This is a genomic window from Natronosalvus amylolyticus (assembly GCF_024298845.1).
Taxonomy (GTDB): domain Archaea; phylum Halobacteriota; class Halobacteria; order Halobacteriales; family Natrialbaceae; genus Natronosalvus; species Natronosalvus amylolyticus.
Genome location: NZ_CP101156.1, coordinates 337,590 through 363,020, shown reverse-complemented (window position 1 = coordinate 363,020; position 25,431 = coordinate 337,590). Strand labels below are relative to the sequence as shown.

Annotated in this window: 24 protein-coding genes; 11 read left to right on the top strand and 13 right to left on the bottom strand. The window is 60.6% G+C overall.

The features are described from left to right. Positions 1 to 62 precede the first annotated feature (62 nt). Positions 63 to 236 carry a hypothetical protein gene (locus NLK60_RS01810; protein ID WP_254809195.1) on the top strand — a complete coding sequence of 58 codons (174 nt, stop codon included), beginning with the start codon at positions 63 to 65 and terminating at the stop codon, positions 234 to 236. A gap of 144 nt (positions 237 to 380) precedes the next feature. Here the strand turns inward: NLK60_RS01810 and NLK60_RS01805 are convergent, their stop codons facing one another. From NLK60_RS01805 to NLK60_RS01795, 3 genes are all read right to left on the bottom strand, one after another. Then, positions 381 to 998 carry a class I SAM-dependent methyltransferase gene (locus NLK60_RS01805; protein WP_254809194.1) on the bottom strand — a complete coding sequence of 206 codons (618 nt, stop codon included), beginning with the start codon at positions 996 to 998 and terminating at the stop codon, positions 381 to 383. 43 nt (positions 999 to 1,041) lie between these two features. After that, positions 1,042 to 1,746 (bottom strand): HD domain-containing protein, encoded by a 705-nt coding sequence (locus NLK60_RS01800; protein ID WP_254809193.1) that lies wholly within the window; start codon positions 1,744 to 1,746, stop codon positions 1,042 to 1,044. 119 nt (positions 1,747 to 1,865) lie between these two features. Then, positions 1,866 to 2,528 (bottom strand): 2,5-diamino-6-(ribosylamino)-4(3H)-pyrimidinone 5'-phosphate reductase, encoded by a 663-nt coding sequence (locus tag NLK60_RS01795; protein WP_254809192.1) that lies wholly within the window; start codon positions 2,526 to 2,528, stop codon positions 1,866 to 1,868. Positions 2,529 to 2,606: 78 nt separating this feature from the next. Here NLK60_RS01795 and NLK60_RS01790 point away from each other — a divergent pair, with 78 nt between their 5' ends. The 3 genes from NLK60_RS01790 to NLK60_RS01780 are packed head-to-tail and all read left to right on the top strand — an operon-like array spanning position 2,607 to position 6,360. Beyond that, positions 2,607 to 3,899 carry a Single-stranded DNA binding protein gene (locus tag NLK60_RS01790; protein ID WP_254809191.1) on the top strand — a complete coding sequence of 431 codons (1,293 nt, stop codon included), beginning with the start codon at positions 2,607 to 2,609 and terminating at the stop codon, positions 3,897 to 3,899. After that, complete coding sequence (locus tag NLK60_RS01785; RefSeq protein WP_254809190.1) at positions 3,896 to 5,524, top strand: RPA family protein; 1,629 nt, start codon at positions 3,896 to 3,898, stop codon at positions 5,522 to 5,524. The genes NLK60_RS01790 and NLK60_RS01785 overlap by 4 nt, the downstream gene beginning before the upstream one ends. Positions 5,525 to 5,529: 5 nt before the next feature. Continuing rightward, positions 5,530 to 6,360, top strand: a complete 831-nt coding sequence (locus tag NLK60_RS01780) for a metallophosphoesterase (protein WP_254809189.1) — start codon at positions 5,530 to 5,532, stop codon at positions 6,358 to 6,360. A gap of 16 nt (positions 6,361 to 6,376) precedes the next feature. Here NLK60_RS01780 and NLK60_RS01775 read toward each other — a convergent pair whose 3' ends face one another. The 4 genes from NLK60_RS01775 to NLK60_RS01760 all read right to left on the bottom strand — a co-directional run bounded on the left by NLK60_RS01775 (position 6,377) and on the right by NLK60_RS01760 (position 12,129). Further along, positions 6,377 to 7,117, bottom strand: a complete 741-nt coding sequence (locus NLK60_RS01775) for a tRNA-dihydrouridine synthase (RefSeq protein ID WP_254809188.1) — start codon at positions 7,115 to 7,117, stop codon at positions 6,377 to 6,379. Positions 7,118 to 7,122: 5 nt separating this feature from the next. Next, on the bottom strand, positions 7,123 to 8,115 hold the full coding sequence (gene cofD / locus NLK60_RS01770) for a 2-phospho-L-lactate transferase (RefSeq protein ID WP_254809187.1): 993 nt from the start codon (positions 8,113 to 8,115) through the stop codon (positions 7,123 to 7,125). 53 nt (positions 8,116 to 8,168) lie between these two features. After that, positions 8,169 to 9,740, bottom strand: coding sequence for a glutamate-cysteine ligase family protein (locus NLK60_RS01765; protein ID WP_254809186.1), 1,572 nt, complete (start codon positions 9,738 to 9,740; stop codon positions 8,169 to 8,171). Positions 9,741 to 9,936: 196 nt separating this feature from the next. Beyond that, the gene (locus NLK60_RS01760; RefSeq protein ID WP_254809185.1) at positions 9,937 to 12,129 is read right to left on the bottom strand and encodes a PAS domain S-box protein; all 2,193 of its coding nucleotides are present in this window, start codon (positions 12,127 to 12,129) and stop codon (positions 9,937 to 9,939) included. 154 nt (positions 12,130 to 12,283) lie between these two features. Here NLK60_RS01760 and NLK60_RS01755 point away from each other — a divergent pair, with 154 nt between their 5' ends. The 3 genes from NLK60_RS01755 (at position 12,284) to NLK60_RS01745 (ending at position 15,134) form a co-directional block, all read left to right on the top strand. Then, positions 12,284 to 12,511: a DUF7385 family protein gene (locus tag NLK60_RS01755; RefSeq protein WP_254809184.1), complete on the top strand. Its 228-nt coding sequence runs from the start codon at positions 12,284 to 12,286 to the stop codon at positions 12,509 to 12,511. 106 nt (positions 12,512 to 12,617) lie between these two features. Beyond that, positions 12,618 to 14,291, top strand: a complete 1,674-nt coding sequence (ligA, locus tag NLK60_RS01750; RefSeq protein ID WP_254809183.1) for an ATP-dependent DNA ligase LigA — start codon at positions 12,618 to 12,620, stop codon at positions 14,289 to 14,291. A gap of 198 nt (positions 14,292 to 14,489) precedes the next feature. Then, complete coding sequence (locus NLK60_RS01745) at positions 14,490 to 15,134, top strand: GNAT family N-acetyltransferase (protein ID WP_254809182.1); 645 nt, start codon at positions 14,490 to 14,492, stop codon at positions 15,132 to 15,134. A gap of 75 nt (positions 15,135 to 15,209) precedes the next feature. On the opposite strand, the gene NLK60_RS01740 is transcribed toward NLK60_RS01745, so the two are convergent. The 3 genes from NLK60_RS01740 to NLK60_RS01730 form a co-directional block, all read right to left on the bottom strand. After that, positions 15,210 to 17,021 carry an ATP-binding protein gene (locus tag NLK60_RS01740; RefSeq protein WP_254809181.1) on the bottom strand — a complete coding sequence of 604 codons (1,812 nt, stop codon included), beginning with the start codon at positions 17,019 to 17,021 and terminating at the stop codon, positions 15,210 to 15,212. 168 nt (positions 17,022 to 17,189) lie between these two features. Next, on the bottom strand, positions 17,190 to 17,549 hold the full coding sequence (locus NLK60_RS01735; protein ID WP_254809180.1) for a DUF5658 family protein: 360 nt from the start codon (positions 17,547 to 17,549) through the stop codon (positions 17,190 to 17,192). A 296-nt stretch (positions 17,550 to 17,845) separates the two neighbouring features. Beyond that, positions 17,846 to 19,603 (bottom strand): acyl-CoA carboxylase subunit beta, encoded by a 1,758-nt coding sequence (locus tag NLK60_RS01730; protein WP_254809179.1) that lies wholly within the window; start codon positions 19,601 to 19,603, stop codon positions 17,846 to 17,848. A gap of 226 nt (positions 19,604 to 19,829) precedes the next feature. Here NLK60_RS01730 and NLK60_RS01725 point away from each other — a divergent pair, with 226 nt between their 5' ends. Both NLK60_RS01725 and NLK60_RS01720 read left to right on the top strand, forming a co-directional pair. Continuing rightward, positions 19,830 to 20,999 (top strand): hypothetical protein, encoded by a 1,170-nt coding sequence (locus NLK60_RS01725; protein WP_254809178.1) that lies wholly within the window; start codon positions 19,830 to 19,832, stop codon positions 20,997 to 20,999. 55 nt (positions 21,000 to 21,054) lie between these two features. Further along, entirely contained in the window at positions 21,055 to 21,336 is a 282-nt protein-coding gene (locus NLK60_RS01720; protein ID WP_254809177.1) for a DUF8119 family protein, read from the top strand. A gap of 2 nt (positions 21,337 to 21,338) precedes the next feature. Here the strand turns inward: NLK60_RS01720 and NLK60_RS01715 are convergent, their stop codons facing one another. The 3 genes from NLK60_RS01715 to NLK60_RS01705 form a co-directional block, all read right to left on the bottom strand. Next, on the bottom strand, positions 21,339 to 22,211 hold the full coding sequence (locus NLK60_RS01715; protein WP_254809176.1) for a class 1 fructose-bisphosphatase: 873 nt from the start codon (positions 22,209 to 22,211) through the stop codon (positions 21,339 to 21,341). Positions 22,212 to 22,213: 2 nt separating this feature from the next. Beyond that, on the bottom strand, positions 22,214 to 23,002 hold the full coding sequence (locus NLK60_RS01710; RefSeq protein WP_254809175.1) for a class I fructose-bisphosphate aldolase: 789 nt from the start codon (positions 23,000 to 23,002) through the stop codon (positions 22,214 to 22,216). 181 nt (positions 23,003 to 23,183) lie between these two features. After that, positions 23,184 to 23,741, bottom strand: coding sequence for a DUF7409 domain-containing protein (locus NLK60_RS01705; protein ID WP_425499061.1), 558 nt, complete (start codon positions 23,739 to 23,741; stop codon positions 23,184 to 23,186). A gap of 159 nt (positions 23,742 to 23,900) precedes the next feature. On the opposite strand from NLK60_RS01705, the gene NLK60_RS01700 reads away from it, so the two are divergent. Both NLK60_RS01700 and NLK60_RS01695 read left to right on the top strand, forming a co-directional pair. Then, positions 23,901 to 24,755: a 3-hydroxyacyl-CoA dehydrogenase family protein gene (locus NLK60_RS01700; RefSeq protein ID WP_254809174.1), complete on the top strand. Its 855-nt coding sequence runs from the start codon at positions 23,901 to 23,903 to the stop codon at positions 24,753 to 24,755. Positions 24,756 to 24,910: 155 nt separating this feature from the next. Beyond that, the gene (locus NLK60_RS01695) at positions 24,911 to 25,357 is read left to right on the top strand and encodes a hypothetical protein (protein ID WP_254809173.1); all 447 of its coding nucleotides are present in this window, start codon (positions 24,911 to 24,913) and stop codon (positions 25,355 to 25,357) included. Positions 25,358 to 25,431: the final 74 nt, after the last annotated feature.

Sequence of the window (25,431 nt, the reverse complement as noted above, 5' to 3'; positions counted from 1 at the left end):
GTACGTTTTCGGTCTCGAATCCCGTCCAAAGCTATTCACATGTCGACCTAGCAGCATTTGTCATGTCCGACGATGCGATTTTGTATCGACTAAATCTGATAATCGGCCTCCTCATTGCCATTATCGCCATCTTGTTGTGGCCGATCGTGTCGCCAGCCATCGTGGTCGCTATCCTGCTTTTCGTCCTCACACTGGGTGGCGCGCTGTTCTGGGGGATGGTACGCGGTGTGAACTGATTAGGATTATCGTCGGCGTTCATCGGTACCGAGGAAGAACCGAGGCACAGCGTCGACAGCCGTCCTTCGAAACCGCCGGCTGGCTACGAATTCCTATGAAACGGTGTGCTGACGCCTCTGTGCAGTGACATCGAACGATGACGGTCACTCAGAAGCAGACTCGAGGCGCTCACCCACGAGTACGACCCGCCGTTCCCCACGAACCGGACGTTCGTCGTAGAACCGAATTCGAAGGGAAGAACAGGCCTCGAGCAACTCGTTCGGTGCGAACCGGTACTGGTCGCTAGGCCCACCCTTCCGGTCAACATTGCTCGAGTCGTCCTCACACACAGCATCGATCGAGTGCAGATAGTGTTCGTACACGAGTACCCCACCCGGAGCAAGTGCCTCGAGAATCGCGGACAATCGCGTCCGTGCATCGAAAAAACTGATCGTAATCAGGTCGTACCGCGATGCTCGAAAGCAGTAGGTGTCCACGTCGGCGAGTATCCAGTTGATCGACGACGAATCGGAACGTTGCTCCCTGGCAGAACGGGACCGCCCCCGCTCGAGGGCCGTCCGTGAAATGTCGATGGCATCGACCGTCCACCCGCGATCTGCCAGCAATCGGGCGTTTCGGCCGAGGCCCGTTGCAATATCGAGCGCCCGCCCCGGTTCTACCGACTCGAGGGTCGCCTCGAGAATCGGCGACGGGTCTTCCGGCGAGCGAAACGCGGTCCGCTCGTAGCGCGACTCCCAGCGTTGGCGTTCGTCCGCTGTCACGGCTGGACAAACACCGTCGATGGATATACCAGTGGTCGTTCGGCTATCGATCGCTATGCGCTGGGCCACCCTCGACATCGCTACCGTGTTCGCGCCCGTCAGCGGTTCCACCACGGTTGCCAACCTCACCCTCGAGGGTTTCGAGAAACGATTCGATGAATGCACACCGCTCTTCTGCGAGCGTCCGGCCAGCCTCGGTGTACATCCGGTCTGGCAAAGCGAGTAGTTTCTTATGGACGTGATTGACACTCGTTTTACCGGCACTCGAGCCGTCGGCTTCGGGCGGCAACGAGGAGTCATAGATCGTCGTACCACGCTCGCCGCCGTACGAAAACGTCCGTGCCAGGCCAATTGCGCCCAGCGCATCCAGATTGTCGGCATCGGAGAGAATCCGGGCCTCGAGCGTTCGCGGCTCGACGTCGTTCGAAAATCGGTGGGCGCGAATGCAGTGGGCGACGGCATCGATTCGCTCCGATTCGACGTCGGCCTCCAGTTCCTCGAGGATCGTTCTGGCTTCACGGGCACCCCACTCGGCGTGGTCGTCGACGGTCCCGGCATCTTCAGCAGGGCGACCGATGTCGTGGAGCAAGACCGCCAGAAACACCGTCTGTTCGTCCGCCTCCGAGTGCGACTGAACGAGGCGCTTCGCGTTCGTCTCGACGCGTTTCACGTGGTGCCAGTCGTGGGCGGGAGCCACGCGCTCGTCGAAATACGACCGTGCAATCGGGCGAACTCGCTCGAGGACCATACCCTCGAGTGTTCGAGGCAGGGTAGATAACGTATCGGTTTCCGGGCGTCTCACTGCCGTCGAACCCGACTCTCCTGGGGCGAATCTCGATCAGGGGCGTACTTGTCAGCGAACATCGATCAGGACCGAACCTGCCACCGAAGGACGACCCCATCATCGAGACGTTCGACGGCCTCGAGTGTAAGTGCGGGAAAATCCTCGACGAAGCCGTCGCCGTCGGCCAGCGTCGGGGCGTCTCGACCGCCGATGATCTGCGGGCCGACGAATACGCACAGTTCGTCGACCAGACCGGCTTCGAACAGTGAAAAGATGAGTTCGCCGCCGCCTTCGACCATCAACCGCTCGAGACCCGCCTGCTCGAGCCCTTCGAAGGCGTCGACGAGCGAGACGCGGCCGCTCCCGGCAGTGATAACCGTGGCTCGCTCGCCGAGTCGCTCACGGGCGCTCGTGGGCGCGTCCTCGCTGACACAGACGAACGTCTCGGCGGTGCCGTCGAGAATCGCGGCCTCAGTGGGTGTCCGTCCCCGTGAATCGATGACGACTCGAGCGGGACAGGGGGCCTCACCAGCGTCGACCCGTTCGCTCGAGCGCGCTTCGTCTTTGACCGTCAGGTGCGGGTCGTCCGCCAGCACGGTCCCGACGCCGACGACGACCGCGTCGCTGGCCGCTCGAAGGGCGTCCATACGGTCGAAATCTTCGTCGCCACTGATACGGACCTGTTCGCGGCGTCGACTCGACAGTTTGCCATCCGCACTCATGGCCGCGTTGACGACGACGTGCATATCTGCCCGTGTGCGAGCGCGGCCAAAGAATCCTCCGTTGCGCGAACGTTTTTTACCCATCCGGACGAAGGGCCAGTGATGGATATCGATACCCATGCCGAGGATCTTGCCTCCGATCTCGGTGTTGACAAAGAGGAGGTCAAAGCAGACCTGGAGAATTTACTCGAGTACTCCGTCCCACTCGATGAAGCGACACAGAGTCTTCGGCGTAAGTACGGCGACGGCTCGAGCGGCGGTGGTGGCGGCGCCCCCAAAGCGAGGGACATCGCCGACATTACGCCCGATGACGGCTCGGTGACGGTGACCGCTCGCGTCCTGACGGCTGGCAAGCGTTCGATTCGTTACCAGGGATCAGACCAGGAAATCGTCGAGGGCGAACTCGCCGACGACACCGGCGTTATCGACTTTACCGCCTGGGAAGACTTTGGACTGGTCCCCGGCGATACGATCACGGCGGGCAACGCCGGCGTCCGCGAGTGGGACGGGCAACCCGAACTCAACCTCGGGGAGAGCACCTCGTTGTCGAAACTCGAGGAAACACTCGATATTCCCTACGAAGTCGGCGGGGAAGCCGATCTTGCGAGTCTCCGGACGGGTGACCGGGCGAAAGCCGTCGAGGTCCAAGTTCTCGAGTGTGAGGAACGAACGATCGACGGCCGTGATGGCGAGACGACGATTCTCAGCGGCGTGTTCGGCGACGAGAGTGGCCGTCTGCCGTTTACGAACTGGGATCCGGCCCCCGAAATCGAGGCGGGTACTTCGGTTCGTATCGAGAACGCCTACGTGCGAGAATTCCGTGGCGTCCCCGAAGTGAACGTCTCCGAATTCTCGACGGTGACGACTCTCGAACGGAGTATCGACGTCGGCACTGACGCACCGAGGCTCGGCATCGGCGACGCCATCGCGAGCGGCGGGATGTACGACGTCGAACTCGTCGGAAATCTGCTTGCGGTCAGAGACGGCTCCGGTTTGATTCAGCGCTGTCCGGAGTGTAACCGCGTGATCCAGAAAGGCCAGTGTCGAACGCACGGTTCTGTCGACGGCATCGACGACCTCCGAGTGAAAGCCATCCTCGACGACGGAACCGGAGCCGTGACCGCGATTCTCGACGACGAACTCACCGAGGCGGTGTACGGCGGCGACGTCGAAGACGCCAAAGAGGAGGCTCGAGACGCCATGGATCAGGAAGCGGTGGCCGATACGATTCGTTCGCGAATCGTCGGCACCGAGTATCGCGTCCGTGGCCACCTCTCGATCGACGAGTACGGCGCGAACCTCGATGCGAGTCACTTCGAGGAGAGTGATGACTCGCCTGCAGACCGCGCGAGGGAACTGCTTGGGACATTCGAGGGCCAGGAGGTAGAAGCATGAGCGCAGAGGAGGAAATCCCGGGACGAGAGGTCGCCTATCGGCTGTTTGCAGCCGAATTTGACGACGCAACCCTCTCGTACTCCGAAAGCGACGAAGAACGGGCACCGAACTACGTGATTACGCCGACTGGGGCCAGACTCAACCGTGTGTTCGTCGTCGGTGCGCTGACCGAAGTGACGTCGGTCAACGAGGAGATGCTTCGAGCCCGCATCGTCGACCCGACGGGCGCATTTGTCGTGTACGCTGGCCAGTATCAGCCGGAGGCGCTTGCGTTCCTCGAGCGAACCGACCCGCCCGCGTTCGTCGCCGTGACGGGGAAAGCCCGAACCTACCAGCCCGAGGATTCTGAGGTCGTCTACACCTCGATACGACCCGAAAGCCTCGCCCTGGTCGATGCAGACACGCGAGAGCGCTGGGTCGTCTCGGCGGCCGAACAGACCCTCGAGCGTGCCGGGACGATGGCGGCGGCAGCCGATATCGCCCCAACACTCGATGACGACGCACTCGAGGAAGCCTTACTCGAGGCCGGTGTCGAACGCGGGTTGGCCACAGGTATTCCACTGGCCCTCGAGCATTACGGAACCACCGCCGCGTATCTGGAGAGCATCCGCGATCTCGCGCTAGATAGCGCGCGAGTCGTTGCTGGCGAGCGTGATGAAGTTCGAGGACTCGGCCGGCGACCGAACGGCTCGAGCGAAACCGCTCCGTCGCTTGCATCGCTCGCTGCCGAACTGGTCGACCTGGACCTCGAGGTGGATGGGTCGCTCGAGGCTCCGGCCGATGCGGTATCGACAGGGGACACGATGGGGGTGGCAGAGACGTCGACCGAGGCCCCATCGACAGCCTCCCAGGCGACGGCTGAAGCCGAAGCGGAACTCGAGGAACCGGTCGCTACGACGACGGATGACAGCGAACCGTCGGCTGAGGACACCGAACCGCTGGCCGAGGATACCGAGGACAGACCCTCGAGTTCGGCGGAGACGGCGACAACGGAAACGCCTGAATCGACCGACGATCTCGGCGATTTCGATGCCCCAGGCGACGACCCGGTGGACGACGTGACGGACACCGACAGCGACGATACCCTCGGTGACTTCGACGCCGGTGGGGCCGATACCGAGGGTGCAGCGGACGCACCAGCGACGGAGGATTCCGAAGACGTTGCCGCCGGAATGTACGAGATGGACGACGAAGAGCGGGCCGAACTCGAGGCCGAGTTTGGCACCGACTTCGCCACCGGTGACGAAGTCGAAGAGCCGGGCGAAGCCGATATCGACGTGCCCGAGACGGAGACGGCCATCGAGGACGAAGCGAGCGACACGACTGAAGAGGCGGCCGAAGAAGAGGCAACCGGAGCGGCCGACGACGAGCCAACGGATATCGACGACGAAGCGGCCGAAGCTGAGGAGGCCGAGGAAACGACCGCAGACGTCGACCTCGAGTCACTGGCCGTCGAAACCATGCGTGACCTGGACGACGGCGACGGTGCGGATCGCCAGGCAGTTATCGACGCTGTCGTCGAGGAAGCGGGTGCCGACGCCGATGCCGTCGAGGAGGCGATTCAGGATGCGCTCATGGGCGGCCAGTGTTACGAACCAGGAGACGAGACGCTGAAAGCCATCTAACCGCGATGGCCACCCTCGAGCCGATTCCCGACGAACCGGCAGCCGTGGTAACACTCGAGGCAGAGCGAGCGCTCGTTATCGCTGATTACCACGCAGGATACGAGGTTGGCTTGCGTCAGGAGCGTGGTGTCGAGGTGCCGAGCCGGGCCATAAACCGACGAGAGCGATTGTGTTCGTTGCTCGAACGAACCGGGGTCGACCGCCTCATTGTCCTTGGAGACCTCATGCACTCGATCGGCGACCCGGGCGGGGCCGAGCGGGGTGAACTCGAGGTGCTGTTCGAATCGCTCCCCCGTGGCGTCGAGGTGACGTTGGTACGAGGCAACCACGACGGTGCCATCGAGCGATGGCTCGAGGGTGATGTCGAGGCTGAGAAGAGCGAAAACGGCGAACTCGAGCGACGGATCGGTGGCACCCACATCCAGATCACCGACGGAACGGGGATCCGGCTCGACGGACTCGGCTGCTGTCACGGCCATACCTGGCCCGACCGATCAGTTCTCGGGGCGGCCACCGTCTGTCTCGGACACGAGCACCCGTGCGTTCGTCTCGAAGACGAGGTCGGTGGCGCGCGTATCGAACGGGTATGGCTCCGCGGGAAACTCGACCCGGGTCCCTTTCGAAAACGCAAAGAATACCAGGGGATGGGGTGGCTCGACGGTGAAACCGACCCGCCCGAGGTCGTCGTCGTCCCGGCGTTCAACGACCTCGTCGGCGGCACCTGGACGAATCTCGAGGGGCAGTCGTTTCTCGCCCCGTTCTTTCCCGAGGGGTTCGCGAACACGGAGGCCTATTTGCTCGACGGGACGCGCCTGGGCCCGTATCGACAGCTCTGACTGGCGATTTCGTTCCCTACCACCTTGTCACGAACTCGCTCTCGAGCGCTCGAGCCACGCGCTCGAGGACGACCGGATTATCGCTCGGTCGACCGACGCTGACGGCGTCGGCTCCGTACTCGAGGTAGGTGCGAACGCTCGCCCCGTCTCGCACGCCGTTGTTCGCGATGACGAACAGCTCGCAGCTGTCGACGATTTCTTCGATAACGGCTTCGGAGTCCATCGCGTCGACGTGGACGAACGATGCGCCCGCGGCCTCGAGTCTGGGACAGAGCGAAGACAGGGAGACGTCCGGGACTTCGGCCCGGACTTTTACGCCGACGGTCACGCCAGTGGTGTCGGCTGCCTCGACGTATCTGCAGAGGCGCTCGCTGTCGGCAAGCAACGTTTCGCCACAGCCAGCCGCACACAGTTCGGGCTGACGACAGTGAGCGTTGATCTCCAGCAGTGCGTTCCGGTCACGGCAAATTCGAGCGACCCGTCTGATAGGGTCGACGCTGGCGCTCCTGACGTTGAACGCCGCCTGGATCGGTACCCCCTCGAGGCGGGCTAACTGGTCGTCGACGAAGGCAAAGGGGTCATCCGGGAGGAACTCCGTCCGGTCGCGGGCGACCAGTGCGCGGGCGGCTTCTCTGGACGGCTGGTCGAGGGCGATTCCGCCGAGAACGGCACAACCGGCCCAGTCGGCACCCGCTCGAGCCCAGTCGGCGTCCGACTGACCGCTGAGGCTCGCGAGCGCGAGTGGTGGTGAAAACATTGGGGTCAGGCGACGAGTGCCCGCGCCTCGTCGATGGCTTTGATCACGCGAGCGGCGTCCTCTCTCGAATCGAGGGAGATGTCGGTCTGAATCGTCGGTCGGTCGAAGGTGGTGTCGTCTTGTCTGTCGATGACGAACGCGTCGGCGAAGGGATAGGCCGTCGCCAGCCCCGCCGTACTCGGTTGGGCCCCCACGGCGGCCATGAGGTCGCCTGCAGGTCCCGAAAACGCCTTCGAGCCGACGAACGGCGAGACGGCAATCACCGTCGTCTCCATCAATGCCTTCGCAACACCGGGAAGCGAGAGCAGTGGTCCGATGCTCGTAACCGGGTTGGACGGACCGATGATAACCGTCTCCGACAGCGCCTCGAGCACGCCCGGAGCCGGCTTGGCGGCGGACGAACCGCGGAATTCGACGTTCGTCACCGTTGGATCGCCACGATTGGCGATCCAGTACTCCTGAAAATGCATCAGGCCGTCTTCGGTATGGATGAGGCTGGCTACCGGGTCATTGCTCATCGGAAGGAGTTCGATACTGACACCGAATGCGTCAGCGAGCGTCTCGGTTACCTCAGTCAGTGTGTGCCCCTGATCGAGCAGGCTGGTCCTGGTGAGATGTACCGCCCGGTCACGGTCACCGATCGTCATGAACTCGCCAACGCCCGAAAAGCGTCGCCAGCGAGCTAATCGTCGCCCGTCCGTTTGTTTCTCTTCCGGGAGGTACTGTGGCCCGGTCTCGAGGCCCGCTGCCTTGGCGATATCGTGCAACGCCGTGTTCGTTCGATGGGTGTCGCCTCTGATTCCCCACCACTTCTCGCGGTCGAGGACGCCACCGCCCTGAAAGAGCAGCGTGTCGACGTCAGGAGAGACGAAAAGACCACCGAGTTCGATGTCGTCCCCGGTGTTTGCAACGACCGTTATTTCCTCCGGCGAAAACACCGCCCCCGCACCGTCGAGGAGCTTCGGTGTGCCGGTCCCTCCGGAGCAAAACGTGACCATATGTGCACCTATCGTCGGGGGTACTTAATCTGTTGCGGCCGGTACCTGTGTGTTCACTCGCCCTTCCACTCCGAAAAGCTCCCCCCGAACAGGGTCTCTCGCTGGCGCTCGATGTACGCCCGTTGCATCGACTCGAGGGCTGAATCGAACGGTTGGCCGTTCTCGATTTCCTCCGCGACGCGGTCGTGTTTCCAGGCCGCTGGCGTCTGGCGCTGACGAACACGTCGGCGCAGCGGATACAGGTAGGCTGCGATTTCGTCCTCGGAAAGCCCCTGACTCGAGAGACCTTCCTCGGCATGGGCGAACAGGTCCTCGTAGAGTGCGTCGATATCGGTCGTCTCCTGCCCGTCGTTCGTGATCCAGTGAATTTCTGCCTCGAGTCCGTCGCGCATGGCGGCATAGAAGTTCTCCCGGGCGACGGCCCAGTCGAGTTCACGGACCGGATGTTCGAGTCGAGTCAAACTCTCGAGGAGCCCCGCAAAGGTGGCCAGGAAGGCAACCGAGTCTCGGACGGTGGGCTGAGCAGGAATCGGACGGAACTCGATACGGGCGTTGGCCGCCGAGCGCGAAGCCCCGTCGAACACCGGTCTGACCCATCGCCAGTAGGTACCGTGTTTGCGTCTGAAGTGAGCGAAGTCGTCGTCGAATCGGTGTCCAGTTTCGACCGGCATCGGAACGATGGTATCGTCGCTGGCGATTCGGGCGACTGCATCGCCAACGCTGTCGATATCACGCGGGAACCGAACTTTGCCAGCCCCCGCGGAAGGGTCGTTGAGAACCGTCTCGAAGATGCTGATTCGGTGTTCCATCCAGGCGTCCTCGAGGATCGTTTCCGGAGTTACCTCGTCGTCGTAGAGGTCGGCCGGCAGGAACGGCGCGTTCACCCCGAGGGCGAGCAATGGACCGGCAATTCGAAGCGCGTAGGTGAAATACGCCGGCAGATCGGGGGCGTGAGGCACCTGGTAATGTGGCTGAATCGAGGTGATAAGGCTTTCCGGCATCACCGTCTGGGCCTCGAGTGACACGTTCGGGCAATCGAGTACCATTCCCGCCGCGTCGGCCCGGTCGGTGTTCGCCATGGCATGGTACCGGGCGGCGTCACTCATGTTTGCGGCGAGCGTTACCGTCCGTTCTTGCGGTGTTTCGTCACTCCCTTCCCCGCCTTCGCCAATTGTCCGCTCGACGCTATCGGTCAGATACGCACGAGCGCTCTCGCCGGCCGGCGGGAGGGTCCAGAGGGCGTCACTGACCAGTTGCATCCCTTCAGCGTTCGCGACGCTCTGGGCGGCCCGGAGTCTGGCACAAATCTCTGCTTCCTGCGCCCGAAGCCCATCCGCATTGAGCGGTTGTGGACTGGTCGTCATCTCCGCGTTGTGTAATCCTAGTTCCTTCTCGAAGCCCATCAACTCGAGCAAACGCCGAGGAACCCGTCGTAGCGCACCCGTATCACGGTCGACGGCGTAAAACTCGTACTCGAAACCGACGATTGCCTGGTGGTTATCGAACGCACCGGATTCGATTGCGTCGACGATGTCGTCGGCTTCCGCCATCGCCCGACGCTGAAAGGCATCGGCGTCGACGGCGAGGACGTCCTCGAGACGTAACGTGAGTTCCTCGGCTCCCATGGCGACGACTCGCGCGGCCAGGCGGTTAAAACCCGTCACTCGAGGCGTTTGCGTGAGGCGCTATCATGGACCTGAACCCAAACCGCCTACCGATTCCACGTCTACGAGGACGATTCCCGGTGTCCCCGAGTTCAGTTCTCGGTTCAGTGTTCTCGAGTCGACGTCTCGAGTCAGCACCCACTCGAATGAACGCTGCCTATTGGTCGTCGAAACGTTCCCCAGATTCCACACTGTCGACGCCGGTGATTTCGAATCGGGCGCCGCCATCGTCTCCCGCGGCGAGCCGTATCTCCCAGCCGTGAGCATCGACGATCTGTTGGACGATACGCAATCCCAGCCCGGTTCCGTCCTCAATTGTCGTATGGCCGGGTTCGAACACCGCCGACTGTTTTTCAGCCGGAATTCCCTGCCCCGTATCTTCGACGAAAAAGCCGTCCTCGAGGTCGCCGACCGACACGATGAGTTCGTCGAAAGATTCCAGGACCGCCCCGGACTCGTCAGTCGGGGGGCCGTGTTCGACGGCGTTTCGAAACAGGTTCTCCAGCAGCTGTCGAAGCCGGCTCCTGTCGGCGAGGATCACACTCTCACTTTCGACGACCAGGGACGCGTCCGAGGACTCGATGTTTCGCCAGCAGTTATCGCTCAACTCGCCCAGATCAACCGGCTCTTTATCACTGACCGCGTCCCCTTTACGGGCCAGCGTCAGGAGGTCCTCGATAAGCGTTTCCATGCGGTCGTGGGCATACTCGATTTCCTCGAGGTAGTCGCTTTCACACTCCGTTCGTGCCTGATCGACGTTGCCTTTGGCGATGTTCAACGGGTTTCGGAGGTCGTGTGAAACGATACTCGCGAACTCTTCGAGTCTGTCGTTCTGTCGTTTGAGCTCTTGTTCCTGGCGTTTTCGATCAGTAATATCACGGATTGAGATGGCCAACCCGTCGATCGGTTCGGTGCCGATGTAGTTCTGTCCGCGGTCTTCGAACCACCGCCAGTTCCCATCGGCGTCTTTGGCCCGGTACTCCGAACTCGAGACGGTGTCTGGGTTCTCGAGGAGGCGCTGGATGTTTTCCAGCACCCGTTCGCGGTCGTCCGGATGGATGTGCTCGAGTGGATTGTCTCCGACGACGTGCAACGGTGTGAAGTCCAACATCGGCGAGGCAGGACTCTGGTAGCGAACGCTGAGGTCCTCGTCCATGATGACCATGAAGTCCGGCGTGTGTTCGATGAAGAATTTGAACCGCTGGAGTTCTCGTTCTCGTTCTTTCTGTTCGGTGATATCCGAAAAGATGGTGATGACCTGCCGAGGTCGTGGAGAGAACGCCGAAATTTTGTAATATCGATCCAGCGGCGCGGAGTACTGCTCGAACTGGGCAGTCGTCCCCTCGAGAGCCACTTCGCCGAAGATTTCGATGAACGGTGTCTCCTCGATGCCGTCTATCGCCTCGGTTGCTCGTCGACCCTCGACCTGGTCGGCGTCGAGACCAGTGAGTTCCTCGAACTTCTCGTTCAGTTGCAGATACCGGTAATCGACCGGGTTCCCGTCGTCGTCCGTAATGACTTCCTTGATCCCGATTCCATCCAGGGATTCTTCGAACAGGCCGGTGAGCAGTCTCTGTTGTTCGCGGTCCTCGGTAACGTCGTCGTACACCCAGAGGTTTGCCTCCCCATCTGCCAGCTGGTACGGGATATAGTCGCGTTCGATAATCCGCCCATCTTCGAGGACGAATTCCTCTCCTTCGTTGGGTGTTCGGGACTCGAGGCAGTCCTCGATGGAGTCGATGAACTCCTCCGGGTCGTGAAAGACGTCTTTCAACTCGTGTAAAAGTCGACCACAGTCCTTCCCAATCATCGAATCCGGCTCGAGGTCTTCGGAAAACATGTTCGTCAGCGTGGAGTTGGCGGCGAGGACTTGCCGCGATTCGTCTTCGACGAGGACGCCCACCGGCAGGTTTTCGATCAACGTCTCGAAGATGGTCTGTTGTTGAACGAGCTCGCGTTCGGTTCGGGACTGATCGACCACGTTCCCGATTCGATTTGCCAGCACTTCGTACTGTTCGGTGCCGGATTCTTTTTGCAAATAATCGGTAACGCCGGCCGAAATCGCCTGACTCGCGACTTCTTCGCTCCCCTTCCCGGTGAACAGAATAAAGGGGATGTCATCGTATCGTTCCCGAACGGTCTCCAGGAACTCGATACCGTTCGATCCCGGCATATCGTAATCGGAGATAACGCAATCGTAAGAGTGCTCCTCGAGTGCTTCGAGGCCCGCATCGACGCTGGTCGCCGTCTGGACCGAAAACCGGCTATCGTGGCGCTCGAGAAAGGTGGCGGCCAGATCGGCCAACGAGGGCTCATCATCCACGTGCAAAACGTGGATTGTGGTATCCATAGGTACAGACTCGGGGTTACGCACATAATAATTGTGCCCGCTCCCGAGGTTGCATAATGAGCGAGCATAGAGGATGATAGTGACGGCCCGCCAACGTTCTCTCGAGTTCTGACCCGGGGAAACACTTTACCACCAGTTGCCCCCACTGTAGCATATGGAACAGTTCGACAAATTCGTCTCGTCGGCCACGCTTCGTGAAGAGAACCCGTCGATCAAACTGTACCAGAACACGGTAGGACTCACCTGCCCCGCCTGTGACGAACCGTTCGACGATATGGTCGTCTGCAAAGACGAGTACACGAGTCTCAATCAGACGATACCTCTCGATATCTGTACGGCCGTCGAAGACGGGAAACCGGTCCTGTTTACGCATAAGCCGTAACCGCTGACGGACCGAGCCGGTCGTTGACCGGTACACAGTACCCACAGTCCCAGAACGCTCCCCATCTCGAACCGTTTAAGCCACGTCCGTCACCTACAGCCAGCCAATGCAGTTCGCCGCGTTCGCCGACCAGGCCGCCACCATCGAAGCCGAGACAGCCGACCTCGAGATCATCACTCACGTCGCGACCCTCTTCGAGGAAACAGCGAGCGACGCCGACCTCGAGCGAGTTGCCCGGTTCGTCCAGGGACGCGTTTTCCCCGCGTGGGACAGCACCAAACTCGATATCGGCCCGCGAACGTGTTACGAAGCCATCGCTCGAGCGGCGGGTCAGAACGTGAGTGCTGACGACGTCGAAACGTCGGTCGCCGAACACGGAGATATCGGCGCCGTCGCGGCGAGTTACGAGTTTGGGACCCAGCGAGGACTCGGGGCCTTCGGCGGCGGAGCGGCCTCGAGTATCGACGACCTCACCGTTACAGATGTGTACGAAACCCTCGAGGCCGTGGCGAGTGCGGACGGGTCCGGAAGCCACGACACGAAAGTCGACTTGCTGTTCTCGCTGTTCAACCGATGTGCGCCGGAAGAGGCACGGTATCTCGCCCGACTCGTCCTCTCGGAGATGCGCATTGGCGTCGGTGAAGGGACGGTCCGAGACGCCATCGCGAGCGCGTTCGAGGTACCGGCCGACGACGTCGAACGGGCGTTGCAGGTCTCGAACGATTACGGAGACGTCGCCGTCGTCGCTCGTACCGACGGCGTGGTCGGACTCGAATCGCTCTCCCTCGCCGTTGGCCGTCCGGTACAGGCGATGCTCGCTCAGGCCGGAACTGCACGCGAGGCGCTCGAGGCATGGGACAAGGCGGCCGTCGAGTGGAAGTACGATGGCGCACGGATCCAACTGCATCACGACCCGGACGGCGAAACACGGATCTTCTCGCGGAATATGGAACCCGTGACGGACGCCCTCCCCGAGGTAGTCGAGTTTGCCGCGACGATCCCCGAACCGGTTATTCTCGACGGCGAGGTCGTTGCGGTCGACGACGACGGCGATCCACTCCCGTTTCAGGCAGTCTTGCGCCGGTTTCGCCGGAAACACGACGTCGCAAAAACCAGGGAGGCCATCGAGGTTCGGCCGAAGTTCTTCGACTGTCTCCACGCCGACGGCGAAGACTTGCTCGAGACACCGCTGACCGAACGACACGCTCGCCTCGAGCAGGTGCTCTCGTGTGTGGGCGGTGGGGGCGAAGCGACCTCCGGACAGTGGCTCACGGACGACCCCGAGAAAATCGAAGCGATCGACGCCGACGCACTCGCTGCCGGGCACGAAGGGATCATGCTCAAAGCCCCGAAGTCGACGTATTCGCCCGGCAGGCGCGGAAAGCACTGGCTCAAACGCAAGCCGGACGTCGAAACGTTGGACTGTGTCGTCACCGGCGCGGAGTGGGGTGAAGGTCGTCGAGCGAACTACTTTGGGACGTTCTTGCTGTCGGTGCGAGACGGTGAGGACGACGAGACCATCGGCAAAGTGGCGACGGGGATCACCGACGAGCAACTGGTCGAACTGACCGAGTTGCTCGAGCCACACGTTCGGTCCGAATCCGGGAAAACCATCGACCTCGAGCCAGCGGTCGTCTTCGAGGTCGGCTACGAGGAAATCCAGACCTCGCCCACGTATAGTTCAGGCTATGCATTGCGATTCCCACGGTTTATCGAGGTCCGCTCAGATAGCGACGACCCGGATACCCTCGAGCGAGTCGAACGACTGTCCGGGCAGTGAACACCGGTAGGCCTCCGGAGGATTGCAGACGCCACCGAAGGTTTTGGTACCGGAAACGAAGTTAATACTATTGATACCATATCCATTTGCTATTTAGACACTATTAAACGCCTGATAAAAACGCAACTTGGAAACTGGCCGTGATAACGAGAGACAAACCGGAAATACCCTTTTTACGCTCGCTCGAGCACTCGAGGTATGGTCGAACTGTTTCCCCGAACGATCGAAACCGAGCGGTTACGACTCGAGGCGATCCACCGTGACAGTCTCGAGACCGCCACCCTCTTCGAGTTTTACGACATCTGTTCGAGTGACCCCGACATCGACGAAGTGACCCAGTACGTCACCTGGGACCCACACGCATCGCCGAAAGAGACGCTCGAGTTCGTCGAAGCCGTGAGCGACAAGCGAGACGAGAACGAGGGCACGTCGTACCTCATCTATCCGCGCGAGGGCGAAGCCGGAGCCGGTGAAATCGCCGGCGGTGCCGGGTTTGGCGTCGACTGGGAGGCCAGGACGATGACGCTTGGCTGCTGGTTACGAAAACGCTACTGGGGCCGGGGCTACTCCGGCGAGCGAGCGGCCGCGTTCATGCAACTCGCGTTCGAGGTACTCGACCTCGAGTTAGTCGCAGCCACCGCCGACGTCGCAAACGAGAAATCGAACGTGGCAATCGAACGCTACACCGAACGTCACGGCGGTGGTCGTGACGGCCTCGTTCGAAATGGAGCCGGTATCGGCGATGAGCCTGCGGATGTCTACCGCTACACCGTCTCTCGCGATGCGTATCTCGAGAGTGACCCACAGACGGCGTCGGTTCGCTTTCCGGGGTTCGAGTCCTGACCTCGAGAAATCCTCGTCGGGCGACCGACGATCTTTCGAGCATCGAAAGCCGGATATCGCTTCCGGCAAACCCAATCAGGCGGCTTCCGGGACGTGTGGAAGCCACAGCGTGACCGTGGTTCCCTCTTCCTCGTTTGGTTCGAACGACACCGAGCCACCGGCTTGGGTCACGACCCAGTGAACGAGCCACAGGCCCAACCCGCTCCCGTGAATCAGTTGGCTCTCACCGCTCTCGAGGACGGCCTGCTCCTCGAGGGGAATCCCCGAACCGTTGTCACTGACACAAATCTCGACGCCGGAGTCAGTTACTGTCGCGTCAATCGCCACCGCCGACACGCCGTTACCACCGTGTTCGATGGCGTTCTCGACCAGTTCCCTGAGGGCGATATAGAGATGTGGTGTGGTTCGGATTACCTCCTTCCCGGCAACACTGGTAGAAATCTCGATAGATGCCGTCGGTGTCGCCGCTTCGATCGGGTCACAAACACCCTCGATGAGGTCGACGATATCCTGGCTCTTCGGGTCTCGGGGCGCGATGAGCAACCGGGACAGTTTGCGCTGTTTGTTCGCCAGGTCGAGCAACTCCTCGGCAACCGCAATGATCGTTTGGCCGTGTGCAGCACTCGCCGATTCCCCGTTTCGGATGATTTCTTCGGCGTTACCGATGATGACGTTCATGTCATTTCGCAAGTTGTGGCGAAGCACTCGATCCAACACTGTCAGTTGCTGTTCACGTTCTTTTCGGTCGGTAACATCTTCAGAGAGGCCGACAATCCGATACACGGACCCGTCACCGCTTTCGACGGGAACGCCACGATCGTGGATCCAGCGCAGTTCGCCACTCGGGAGGACGATTCGGTACTCCAGGTCGTAGGTGCCCCGTGACTGCTCTTCGAACACAGCGCGTTCGACGCGCTCTCGGTCGTCCGGGTGGACGCTCTCGAGAAACGAGGTTGGATCATCGTACAGTGATTCGAGAGACCGTTTCCAAACGTCTTCGTAAGCCGGGTTGACGTAGATCATTTCCGACTGGTCGGGATCGGTTATCCAGACGACCTCGGAGATATTCTCGGTGATCTGGTTGAATCGGTTCTCAGTCTCCTCGAGCCGTTCGACATAGGTCCGCCGCTCTATGTCCCCGGACAACAGCGTTACGATCGTCTCGAGAAACTCGTGTTCTTCGGGAAAAATAATTGGCTCGGTATCGTCGGGGCTCGATTCGACGGAAACGGTGAGAACAATGTTCCTGTTAGTTGTCGTCGTCCGTACTGTGGCAGCTGTCTCACCATGAGTGAATCCGTCAGTTTCGGCAATTGCGTCATCGACGGCGAGTCGCGCATGTGTTCGATCAGGGTGTTGAAACCCCTCCGGAATAACCTGGACGATAGAGTAGAGCATCGCCCGGAGTGACCATTCTCCGGACTCCAGTATCGTCGTAATCTCTTGAATCGTCCGTAACTCCTTTTGCCGCTCGGTGAGTGACTCCCTCGTCCGATCGGTGTTGATCGCCGCCTGTATCGCCCCACAGAGATCGGTGATGTGTGCTCTCCCCGTCCCCTGTTGGAGATAGCCCGTCACACCCGCATCGAAGGCAACCTCGAACTGTACCTCGTCGTTTGGTTTCGGATATAAAATAAATGGAAGTGTCGGATACGCCCCTCGGACCGCCTCGAGCAACTCGCGCCAGTCACCGTCTGAAAACCTGGTGTCGCTGAGAACACAAACTGGCGTCGGCTCCGTTTCTAGTTGCTCGAGCGCCCCAGAGACGGCCCGAGCAGGACAAACTTCGAAGTCACCGCGAGCACCCAGCGCGTCGCTGATAGAAGCGACGTGCTCCTCGTCAACGCTGACGTAGACCAGCGGTTTTGGTGACGAGGAATCGGCCATAACCAGGCCTTTCGTTGGTGTGTCAATAGCTGTTGTGATTGAATAACATTATCATTGACAGTATCTCGAGCGAAGAGCCCTGCCGACTCAGTGATCCGTCACGCCTGAACGTGTGGGCCAACCGGTAGCAGTTGCAGGTACGGTTCACACGTCGACGCTTGAGAGTACTCAGTAAAAGAGAACCGTCCCGATAGCAATCGTGTTGATCACGACGGCCGCGAGCCAGGGAATAGCCAGTGCAGCAGGGATAATCGGTCGATACGGTCGCTCGAGGACACCCCGACACACCAATGCAACCGTAACCGCGAATCCTTTCAGGGCAAGCATGCCAAGCAGTCCCCAGCCCTCGATTGCGTTCCGTGCAATCGGGTTCGATTCGGTGAGTCCGAGGTGCAATCCGACGAACGTCGTGACGATATCGCCGACGAGGGAAAAACCGACGACGACCCAGAACCAGCGCTCGAGGTCGGTCATTTCCTCGACGCTGGCCGTGAACGGGAAGTGCCAGCGCACCTGGTCGGTACCCATACGCCCTCCCCCGGAGTCGAACCGAGGACTGCCACCGAGAGCGTTCGAGGGTTCGATAAAATCTCGTATTGTTATGCCAGCAATAGCGAGTCTGTACCGGTGGTAAGGGACGGATACAAAAGGGGTATGCACCGTCCAATGACCCCTACGGGGTACTCGAGGGCACTACTGCATCCTCCCTCGAGACGGACATCTCGAACTATAGTAGCCACTGAAACGATTTACACACCTATCCCGACGTCGTCTTGCGAGAGTGCTAGCCAGACTCGCCAACGCGAGGGAGTCTTCGGCGTTCATCACAGAATCGTTCCGTGTTTTTTGCTCGGCAGTGACTTTTCGATCCCTTCGTAGAACGCAAACCGCGCAGCGAGTTCCTCACGAAGCGAACTCGGTGGCACGATTTCGTCGATGACGACCTCACTTGCCATTCGATGAATATCGATGTCTTCGCGGTACTCTGCACGCAGTTCGGCTTCCATCTCGGCACGTTCGTCGGGGTCGTCGACCTCGGAGAGTTTGCGGGCGTAGACGGCGTTGATCGCCGCTTCCGGACCCATGATGGCGATTTCACCGGAGGGGAGGCCGATTACGCTCTCGGGGTCGTAGGCAGGCCCACCCATGGCGTAAATTCCCGCGCCGTAGGCTTTCCGGACGACGACGGTCTGTTTCGGCACCGTGGCCGACGACGTCGCGTAGATCATCTTCTTGCCTTTCTCGAGGATGGCGTCCTTTTCCACCTGGGAGCCGGCCATGAATCCCGGCGTGTCACACAGATAGAGTAATGGAATGTTGAACGCGTCCGACTTCCAGATGAATTCCGCGGCCTTCTCTGCGGCGTCGGGGAAGATAGCACCCGCCCGGTGGGCTGGCTGGTTGGCGACGATGCCGACCGGCCGACCGTCGATTCGAGCGTAGGCCGTGATGATTTCCTGGCCGTACTCCGGGCGTAATTCGAAGTACGAGCTCGCGTCGACGATCCGGTCGATCAGGTCGACCATATCGTAGCCGCGGTTTGGCTCCTGTGGGATGATCGAGTCGATACCCTTTGGCGGGAGTGCTGGCGGCTTGGTCTCGGTCATCGGTGGCGTTTCGTCCGCGTTGTCGGGCAAGTACGTGATGAGTTGTGCGACGAGTTCTCGAGCGTGTTCCTCGTCTTTCGCGACGAGGTCGGCGGAACCGGATTCTCGAGCGTGAACCGTTGCCCCGCCGAGTTCTTGCATGCTGATGTCTTCGCCGGTTACCATCTGGACCATCCGCGGAGAGGCAATCGCCATCGCAGACATCCCTTCGACCATGATGGTGAAATCCGCGAATACGGGCGTGTAAGCTGCGCCGGCGATGCAGGGGCCATAGAGGACACAGATCTGTGGGACGCGGCCCGAGAGCATCGAGTGGTTGTAGTAGTACTTGCCGATTCCCTCGCGGTTGGCGAAAAAGCCCGTTTGCTGGTCGATTCGTCCCCCAGAGGAATCCATCAGGTACAACACCGGCTGGCCGGTCTTGAGTGCACGCTGTTGCATCCGGAGGAACTTCTCGACGCCTTTCGCGGCCATCGACCCGCGCTTGACGGTGTAGTCGTTGGCCATGAAGTGCAGGTCCCGGCCATCAAAAGTTGCCGCGCCCGTGATCAGGGCGTCGGCGGGCAACCGGTCGTCGGCGTCGAACTCAGCGAAGCGGCCGTCCTCAAACAGGAACGAACTGTCGTCGCCGTCGAACCAGAGGTCGATTCGATCGCGTACGAACAGTTTCCCTTCGTCGGGTAACTGCGCTTTGTACTTCTCGTGTCCACCCTCGTAGATTTCCTCGATCTCCTCGAGCAACCGTTCCTCGCGGTCGGTTGGGCCCAGTTCTTCGGCGGCTCCGGACCGTTCCAGGCCTCCTTTTTCGACGGGTGTATCGTCCTCGTCGGTCGTCTCCGGCGGCGATACGGTTGCCGTCGGCTCGTCGGCCTCGCCGACGTACACCTGTACTTCGTTACCGACGTATTCTGCCAGCGCAGTCGCGATGGCTGACGCTTCTTCTTCGGACGCACCCGGTCCGATACGAACGTTCATGGCAAATTCTGCGAGGAGGGGGACAAAACCGTTTTCCCTTTGTGATGGCACACATCGGTTTCGACTAATCGGGTTAGTAGCCGGCTGCACACGCCTGATCGTCCTCCTCGTGTCACCGTCTCGAGTACACAATCACGCATTATCGAACCGTTCGACCGAAACGGTCGGTGTATGGGAGAATTAGCTAACCGCATCCAGCACCCACTCGAGACACCCGCCGATTCTCATGTCGTCTTCACCCGATAGGCCGACCGACCAGCGACTGGCGTCCGTCCGCGAGCGCCTCGAATACGGGATGGACCGCCGCGAAGTCCTGCGAACGCTCGTCGGCGCGGGATACACGCTCGGTCTCGCTCGGTGGCTGGGCGTAGACGACGTGTTCGATGCTGACAATGGTGAGGTCCCGGTCGTCACCGCCGTCGTCCGATCGGACCCGGAGGACCCGTGGTCGCTCGAGCCGCGGACGAGGAACGTCCCGGCACCCTGGTATGCGAGGGTAAGAAAGGCGTTCGAACTCAACGAGATGCTCGCCAGGTCGACGATTACTGGCTATCTCGGAAGTGCCGTCGTTCCAGGTTCCTACGATTCCGGGGGTGCTCGAATCACCGTCGAGGTATCGGTCGATCCAACCGAACTTCGAGAGACGCTCGAGCGACTCGCCGATGGGATACTGATCGACATCGAGTCGGTCAATCCGGACGACTTTTCTGAAGAACGGCCTGTCGGCGAGCCACGCTACGTACGGAACCCAGGACAGCCAGCGGTTCCGGCCGGCGTCGTCTGTGAATCCGAACACAGTATTGCAACCCTTGGCGCACCGTTGTACGACGCCGAAAGCCGCACGCGTTACTTTTCGACGGCCCAACACGCTTTCCACGCGGCCGACGAAACCCTCGGAAGTCCTGTGTCGTTACCCTTCGAAAACGGCGAGCGAAGCGAACTGGGGCGTGTCGCTGGCAGTTACGAGGTAGCCGACGTCGCCACTATCGAACCGACTGGCTTCCACCAGCCGAGTAGCGTCATTGCAGGCAAGTCTACGTACGAGGTTCGTGGGCAGTACACCCGGTTTGGGCTGGCCGACCTCGTGGCTCGCAGTGAACCGCTACAAAAGGTCGGTGCGATGACCGGTCAAACGAGCGGCATGATTCAGGGAATCGATGCCGTCTCCTGTCTCACCAGCCGAACCTGCCGGCGCGGACAGCTCCGCTGGGGGACCGAAACCGACATGACCGATGGTGACAGCGGCTCGGTAAGCTTTCACCGAGACGAGCAGGCAGACGACGGGAGCGTCCTTATCGCCGGCTTCAACAACGCGCGTACCTGGTGGCCAGGACAGAGTTACGTCTGGGGTATCAGCGCGTACGCCCTCACCGATCGCCACGGCCTGCACTTCTGACTCGAGCCAGAACCAGGAAGACCGAACACAGACGCCGAAACCCATATCGAGATCGATGACACGCTCACAAAACGCAGAATCGGAAAACGCCAACGGTACAACCACACGGAGCGACCCGGCTCGTGGAAAGAAACGATTCCGAGCGCCCATCACCGTCGTCGGGCGATTGCTTGGCGACGCGCTCGCCCTCGGACTGTGGACGCTGTTCGTCACGCTGTTGGTCCTCGCCAGGGGATGGCCTGGCTGGTTGTACTATTTACTGTTGCTTGGCGGTGTCCTCGTGTACGTCTCCATTACCGTGCCATGGACGGGTGCTCGAGAAAAACCCTCGAACTGATGTTACTCGAGGGTGGCCTCGAGTCGGTCCACATACTCTGTCGACCCGATGTACACGGGCGTTCGCTGGTGTAGCTCGGTCGCTTCAACGTCGAGCAACGACTGGGTGCCATCAGAAGAACGACCGCCGGCTTGCTCGAGGACGTACCCGATCGGGTTTCCTTCGAACTGGAGTCGTAGTTTGCCGTTTTCGTGGGTCTCGAGGGTTGGATAGGCAAAAATCCCGCCGTAGCTGAGGACCTGATTGACGTCCCCAATCATCGCCCCGCCGTAGCGGAGTTTGAGTTCGGTTCTAATCGTCTCGACGTACGATTCGATTGCGGGTGGCCAGTGCTGGGCGCGGCCGCCGAACCCGAAGACGACGGGGTCCCCGGGGAGCGTGAGGTCGTCAGTGATGAGCGTCCGCTCCCCGCCGGAGAGTTCGTACTCGCTGACGCCCTCCTCGGTGGCGACCGCCATGGTGATGATTGGACCGTAGAGGACGAATCCTGCGGTGACCAGCGACCGACCGGGAGCTGGCAGTGGCTGGTCGTAGACGCCGAAGATGGTTCCCATGGTGTTGTTCGATTGCAGGTTCGACGAACCATCGAGCGGGTCGACCGCGACGGCGAATCCCTCCTCGATATCGCCGCACTCGAACACGTCTGGTTCTTCCTCGCTCGCGTACTGGGCGACGCCATCGATCGCCGATAGTCGCCGCCGGAGGATGCCGTCGGCCCACACGTCCGCTTCCATCTGTACCTCACCGCTTGGATTTTCGGCTTCAACGGCACCGCGACGACCGACCAGGCCTTGCCTGATTTCAGCGGCAGATCGGGCGATGACGTTTACGATGGACTCGATGGCGTCCGATCGCCGGGCAGCCGATGCCCCCATACTCACTCACCGAGGGCGGCATCCGCCGTTTCCCCCTCGTAAATGACTTTTTCGAGGGCGTCGAGGATTCGAGACGGGTCCTGACGTTGCCAGACGTTTCGACCGACTGCAAGCCCGTTTGCACCCGCGTCGATGACTGCTTCGACACTCGAGAGGAACTCGAGGTCGTCTTTCTTCGAACCGCCACTCATCACGACCTTCATGTCGCCGGCGGATTTGACCGCGTGTGCCATCGCATCGCGGCTGCCGGGGTATTTGACCTTCGCGATGTCAGCCCCGAGTTCGAGTGCCAGACGGGACGCGTACGAGATCGTACTCGGTTTGGTGTCGTTTTTGACACCCTGTCCACGCGGGTACGACCACATGACGACCGGGAGGTCGTACTCGCGAGCGGCTTCGTGAATCTCGCGGAATTCTTCGGCCATTTCGACTTCGTGGTTCGAACCGCCATAGAGCGTAAATCCGACCGCATCAGCGCCGATTTCGGCTGCGTACTCGACTGAACAGTTGACCGACGAGTCGGGTTCACCCATCCAGAGGTTGGAGGTGCCGTTGAGTTTGACGAGGAGGTTTACGTCGTCCTCGTAACTCGGGTAGTATCCTTCGGCGATCCCTTTCTGGACGGCGATACAGGTAACGGCATCGTGAGTTGCCGTCTCGAACACCGTAGCCGGGTCGAGCTTTTCCGGCACGTCTTCGAAATCGACCGGACCGTGCTCGAGACCGTGGTCCATCGCGAGAATCAAGGCGTTTCCGTCGCGAACGATTGGCGTGTCGTCGATGGGGAGCATCTGATATGGTGTCCAACAGCGCCACATATAGCACTGGCGATCTTGTAAGCTAAAAAGTACTTTCTCGAGTAGTAAATTCGGCCGGTAAACGCGTACAAACGTGTGTTATGCTGACGTAGCTGTCACTCGGTCTCGAGTACGTATCACCTACTTGGCGTCTGTTTGGAGGGGAGTTGCCGGGCTACTTGAGCAGTTCCCGCGCGTTGTGTCGCCACGTCCTGACGTGCAACACGTTGAGGTCAAGCGCCGCGGCAACGTCTCGAGCCGGAATCGTCGCCAACCGTTCGGCGGACGTGATACCCGCTTTGGCCAGCGTCTGTGCCTTCTCCGGACTGATGCCGGCAACCTTCGTAATCGGCGTGGGTTTCGGCCAGGGCCGTTCGGTATCCAGTTCGGACTCCGTTTCGGCTGCCCTCGAGGACGCAGACTCGAAGGCCTGCCAGGTCGAATCCGCGCTTGCAGCCACCCACTCTCGCTCTGCCGCACCGAGTCCACGGACTTCACTGGAGCGACGGTCGAGATCGCCATCGGATTCGAACGACCACGGGAGCGAAAACTGACGGCGAAGCGTGTCTGCGACAGATTCCTCGACACCGGCATCGAGCAACATCCGATACGAGCAATCTTTTTTCGAGACGACTGACGGTTCGATACCGGCTTCCTCGAGCGCACCTCGGGCCGGCTCCTCGAGTCCCGGCGCCGTACTGTCGGTCGATTCGATCACGTTTTCGTTGCTCACAGGCCTCACCGATGCTATCCGTATCTCGGAGTGGCTCCCCTTGAACGTTCCCCCTCTCCGGGAATAGTGTCGCCTCAGTGATTGCTCCTCCCTGGGCCTGGCCACCATCTTACACGGTCTTTCGGCAGGTTTACCACCGCCTGCAACAAACCGCGAGATATGGTACGTCAGGATATCGAGCGAATCGGCGTCGTCGGTGCAGGCACGATGGGAAGCGGCATCGCCCAGGTCGCCGCAACCCGTGGCTACGACGTCGTCATGCGCGACATCGAACCGGAGTACGTCGAAAACGGATTCGATACCATCGAGGACAGCCTCGCTCGTCTCGAGCGGAAGGATGCGCTCGAGGAATCGGCCGAAACGATTCGCGGCCGTATCACCGGAACGACAGCTCTCGAGGACCTCGGCGATGCCGACCTCGTCGTCGAAGCCGCTGTCGAAGACATGGCCGTCAAGCAGGACATCTTCCAGGGCCTCGAGGCCCACTGCGGGACCGATGTGGTGCTCGCCACGAACACCAGCACGCTCTCGATAACGTCGATTGCCGCTCCGCTCGAGCACCCTGAGCGGGTCGTTGGCTTACACTTCATGAATCCAGTCCCGATTATGGAAGGCGTCGAAATCGTCGTGGGCGAGAAAACGACCGACGACGTGACCGACCTAGCGCACGATATCGCCGAGGGCCTCGGGAAAACCACCTGGGAGTCCGACGACAAACCGGGATTCGTCACTAACCGGATTCTGATGCCGTGGCTCAACGAGGGCATTCGGGCGTACGACGAAGGTGTTGCGAGCAAGGAGGACATAGATGCCGGCATGGAACTCGGCACGAACGTTCCGATGGGTCCACTCACCCTCGCCGACCACATCGGCCTCGACGTCTGTCTGCACGCCTCCCAGACCATGTACGAGGAACTCGGTGATCGGTACAAACCGGCGTATCTCCTCAAACGAAAGGTCGAAGCCGGCGACCTCGGAAAGAAGACCGGTCGCGGGTTCTACGACTACGAGTAATATATTGCTACTCCCTTCTCAAGCGTCGACTACTGACTGAAATCGAACGGTAGTACACGATTTTACCACGGGTTCACGGTGGGAAGGCACTGATCTCGAGGAACCATTGTTGTAAATCCAACAATTATATATTTCGTGGTGATGAAACCAGGATTATGCCCTCCACGAAGCGACTGCGTCGACGAACAGTGCTCGCTGGCGGCCTCGGTGGCGTCGGGGCGTTTCTGACCGGAACCTACGCCTGGAATCGGTACTCGAGACGCCACGAGCTACGGATTCGCTCGCTTCGCTGTCGAAACGAAACGACCGAAACGGTTCGACTCGCACTGACCGTCGGGACTGATCTCGAGCGCACAGCCGAGACGACACAGTGGCTCGCTCCGAAGGGAGAGGAGCGGTCAGAACAACACGTCAACGGCCCGTGGCTCAAATACCCGAAACCATACAGTGTGTCCGCAAAGACAGCGGACGATACGCTGGTACGCTCTAACGAAGCCCTTATCGGCGAACTCGACAGCCGTTTCGGCCCCCAACAGGCGGTAATCGAAATCCTCGTGACTCCTGAGCACGAACTCGAAATTGCTGTTGAAGCGTACTCCTGAGAACCGGTGTCCTTTCCGCACCGCCCTCGAGCCCTCCCCGACTCGAGGCAGTCCACTACTCAGCCGCTGATCAC

Bases quoted from the DNA above. Each gene is read 5' to 3' on its own strand.
- NLK60_RS01810 (WP_254809195.1), top strand. From the start codon at position 63: ATGTCCGACGATGCGATTTTGTATCGACTAAATCTGATAATCGGCCTC.
- NLK60_RS01800 (WP_254809193.1), bottom strand. From the start codon at position 1,746: ATGGTCCTCGAGCGAGTTCGCCCGATTGCACGGTCGTATTTCGACGAG.
- NLK60_RS01795 (WP_254809192.1), bottom strand. From the start codon at position 2,528: ATGCACGTCGTCGTCAACGCGGCCATGAGTGCGGATGGCAAACTGTCG.
- NLK60_RS01790 (WP_254809191.1), top strand. From the start codon at position 2,607: ATGGATATCGATACCCATGCCGAGGATCTTGCCTCCGATCTCGGTGTT.
- NLK60_RS01785 (WP_254809190.1), top strand. From the start codon at position 3,896: ATGAGCGCAGAGGAGGAAATCCCGGGACGAGAGGTCGCCTATCGGCTG.
- NLK60_RS01780 (WP_254809189.1), top strand. From the start codon at position 5,530: ATGGCCACCCTCGAGCCGATTCCCGACGAACCGGCAGCCGTGGTAACA.
- NLK60_RS01775 (WP_254809188.1), bottom strand. From the start codon at position 7,117: ATGTTTTCACCACCACTCGCGCTCGCGAGCCTCAGCGGTCAGTCGGAC.
- cofD (WP_254809187.1), bottom strand. From the start codon at position 8,115: ATGGTCACGTTTTGCTCCGGAGGGACCGGCACACCGAAGCTCCTCGAC.
- NLK60_RS01765 (WP_254809186.1), bottom strand. From the start codon at position 9,740: ATGGGAGCCGAGGAACTCACGTTACGTCTCGAGGACGTCCTCGCCGTC.
- NLK60_RS01760 (WP_254809185.1), bottom strand. From the start codon at position 12,129: ATGGATACCACAATCCACGTTTTGCACGTGGATGATGAGCCCTCGTTG.
- NLK60_RS01755 (WP_254809184.1), top strand. From the start codon at position 12,284: ATGGAACAGTTCGACAAATTCGTCTCGTCGGCCACGCTTCGTGAAGAG.
- ligA (WP_254809183.1), top strand. From the start codon at position 12,618: ATGCAGTTCGCCGCGTTCGCCGACCAGGCCGCCACCATCGAAGCCGAG.
- NLK60_RS01745 (WP_254809182.1), top strand. From the start codon at position 14,490: ATGGTCGAACTGTTTCCCCGAACGATCGAAACCGAGCGGTTACGACTC.
- NLK60_RS01740 (WP_254809181.1), bottom strand. From the start codon at position 17,021: ATGGCCGATTCCTCGTCACCAAAACCGCTGGTCTACGTCAGCGTTGAC.
- NLK60_RS01735 (WP_254809180.1), bottom strand. From the start codon at position 17,549: ATGGGTACCGACCAGGTGCGCTGGCACTTCCCGTTCACGGCCAGCGTC.
- NLK60_RS01730 (WP_254809179.1), bottom strand. From the start codon at position 19,603: ATGAACGTTCGTATCGGACCGGGTGCGTCCGAAGAAGAAGCGTCAGCC.
- NLK60_RS01725 (WP_254809178.1), top strand. From the start codon at position 19,830: ATGTCGTCTTCACCCGATAGGCCGACCGACCAGCGACTGGCGTCCGTC.
- NLK60_RS01720 (WP_254809177.1), top strand. From the start codon at position 21,055: ATGACACGCTCACAAAACGCAGAATCGGAAAACGCCAACGGTACAACC.
- NLK60_RS01715 (WP_254809176.1), bottom strand. From the start codon at position 22,211: ATGGGGGCATCGGCTGCCCGGCGATCGGACGCCATCGAGTCCATCGTA.
- NLK60_RS01710 (WP_254809175.1), bottom strand. From the start codon at position 23,002: ATGCTCCCCATCGACGACACGCCAATCGTTCGCGACGGAAACGCCTTG.
- NLK60_RS01700 (WP_254809174.1), top strand. From the start codon at position 23,901: ATGGTACGTCAGGATATCGAGCGAATCGGCGTCGTCGGTGCAGGCACG.
- NLK60_RS01695 (WP_254809173.1), top strand. From the start codon at position 24,911: ATGCCCTCCACGAAGCGACTGCGTCGACGAACAGTGCTCGCTGGCGGC.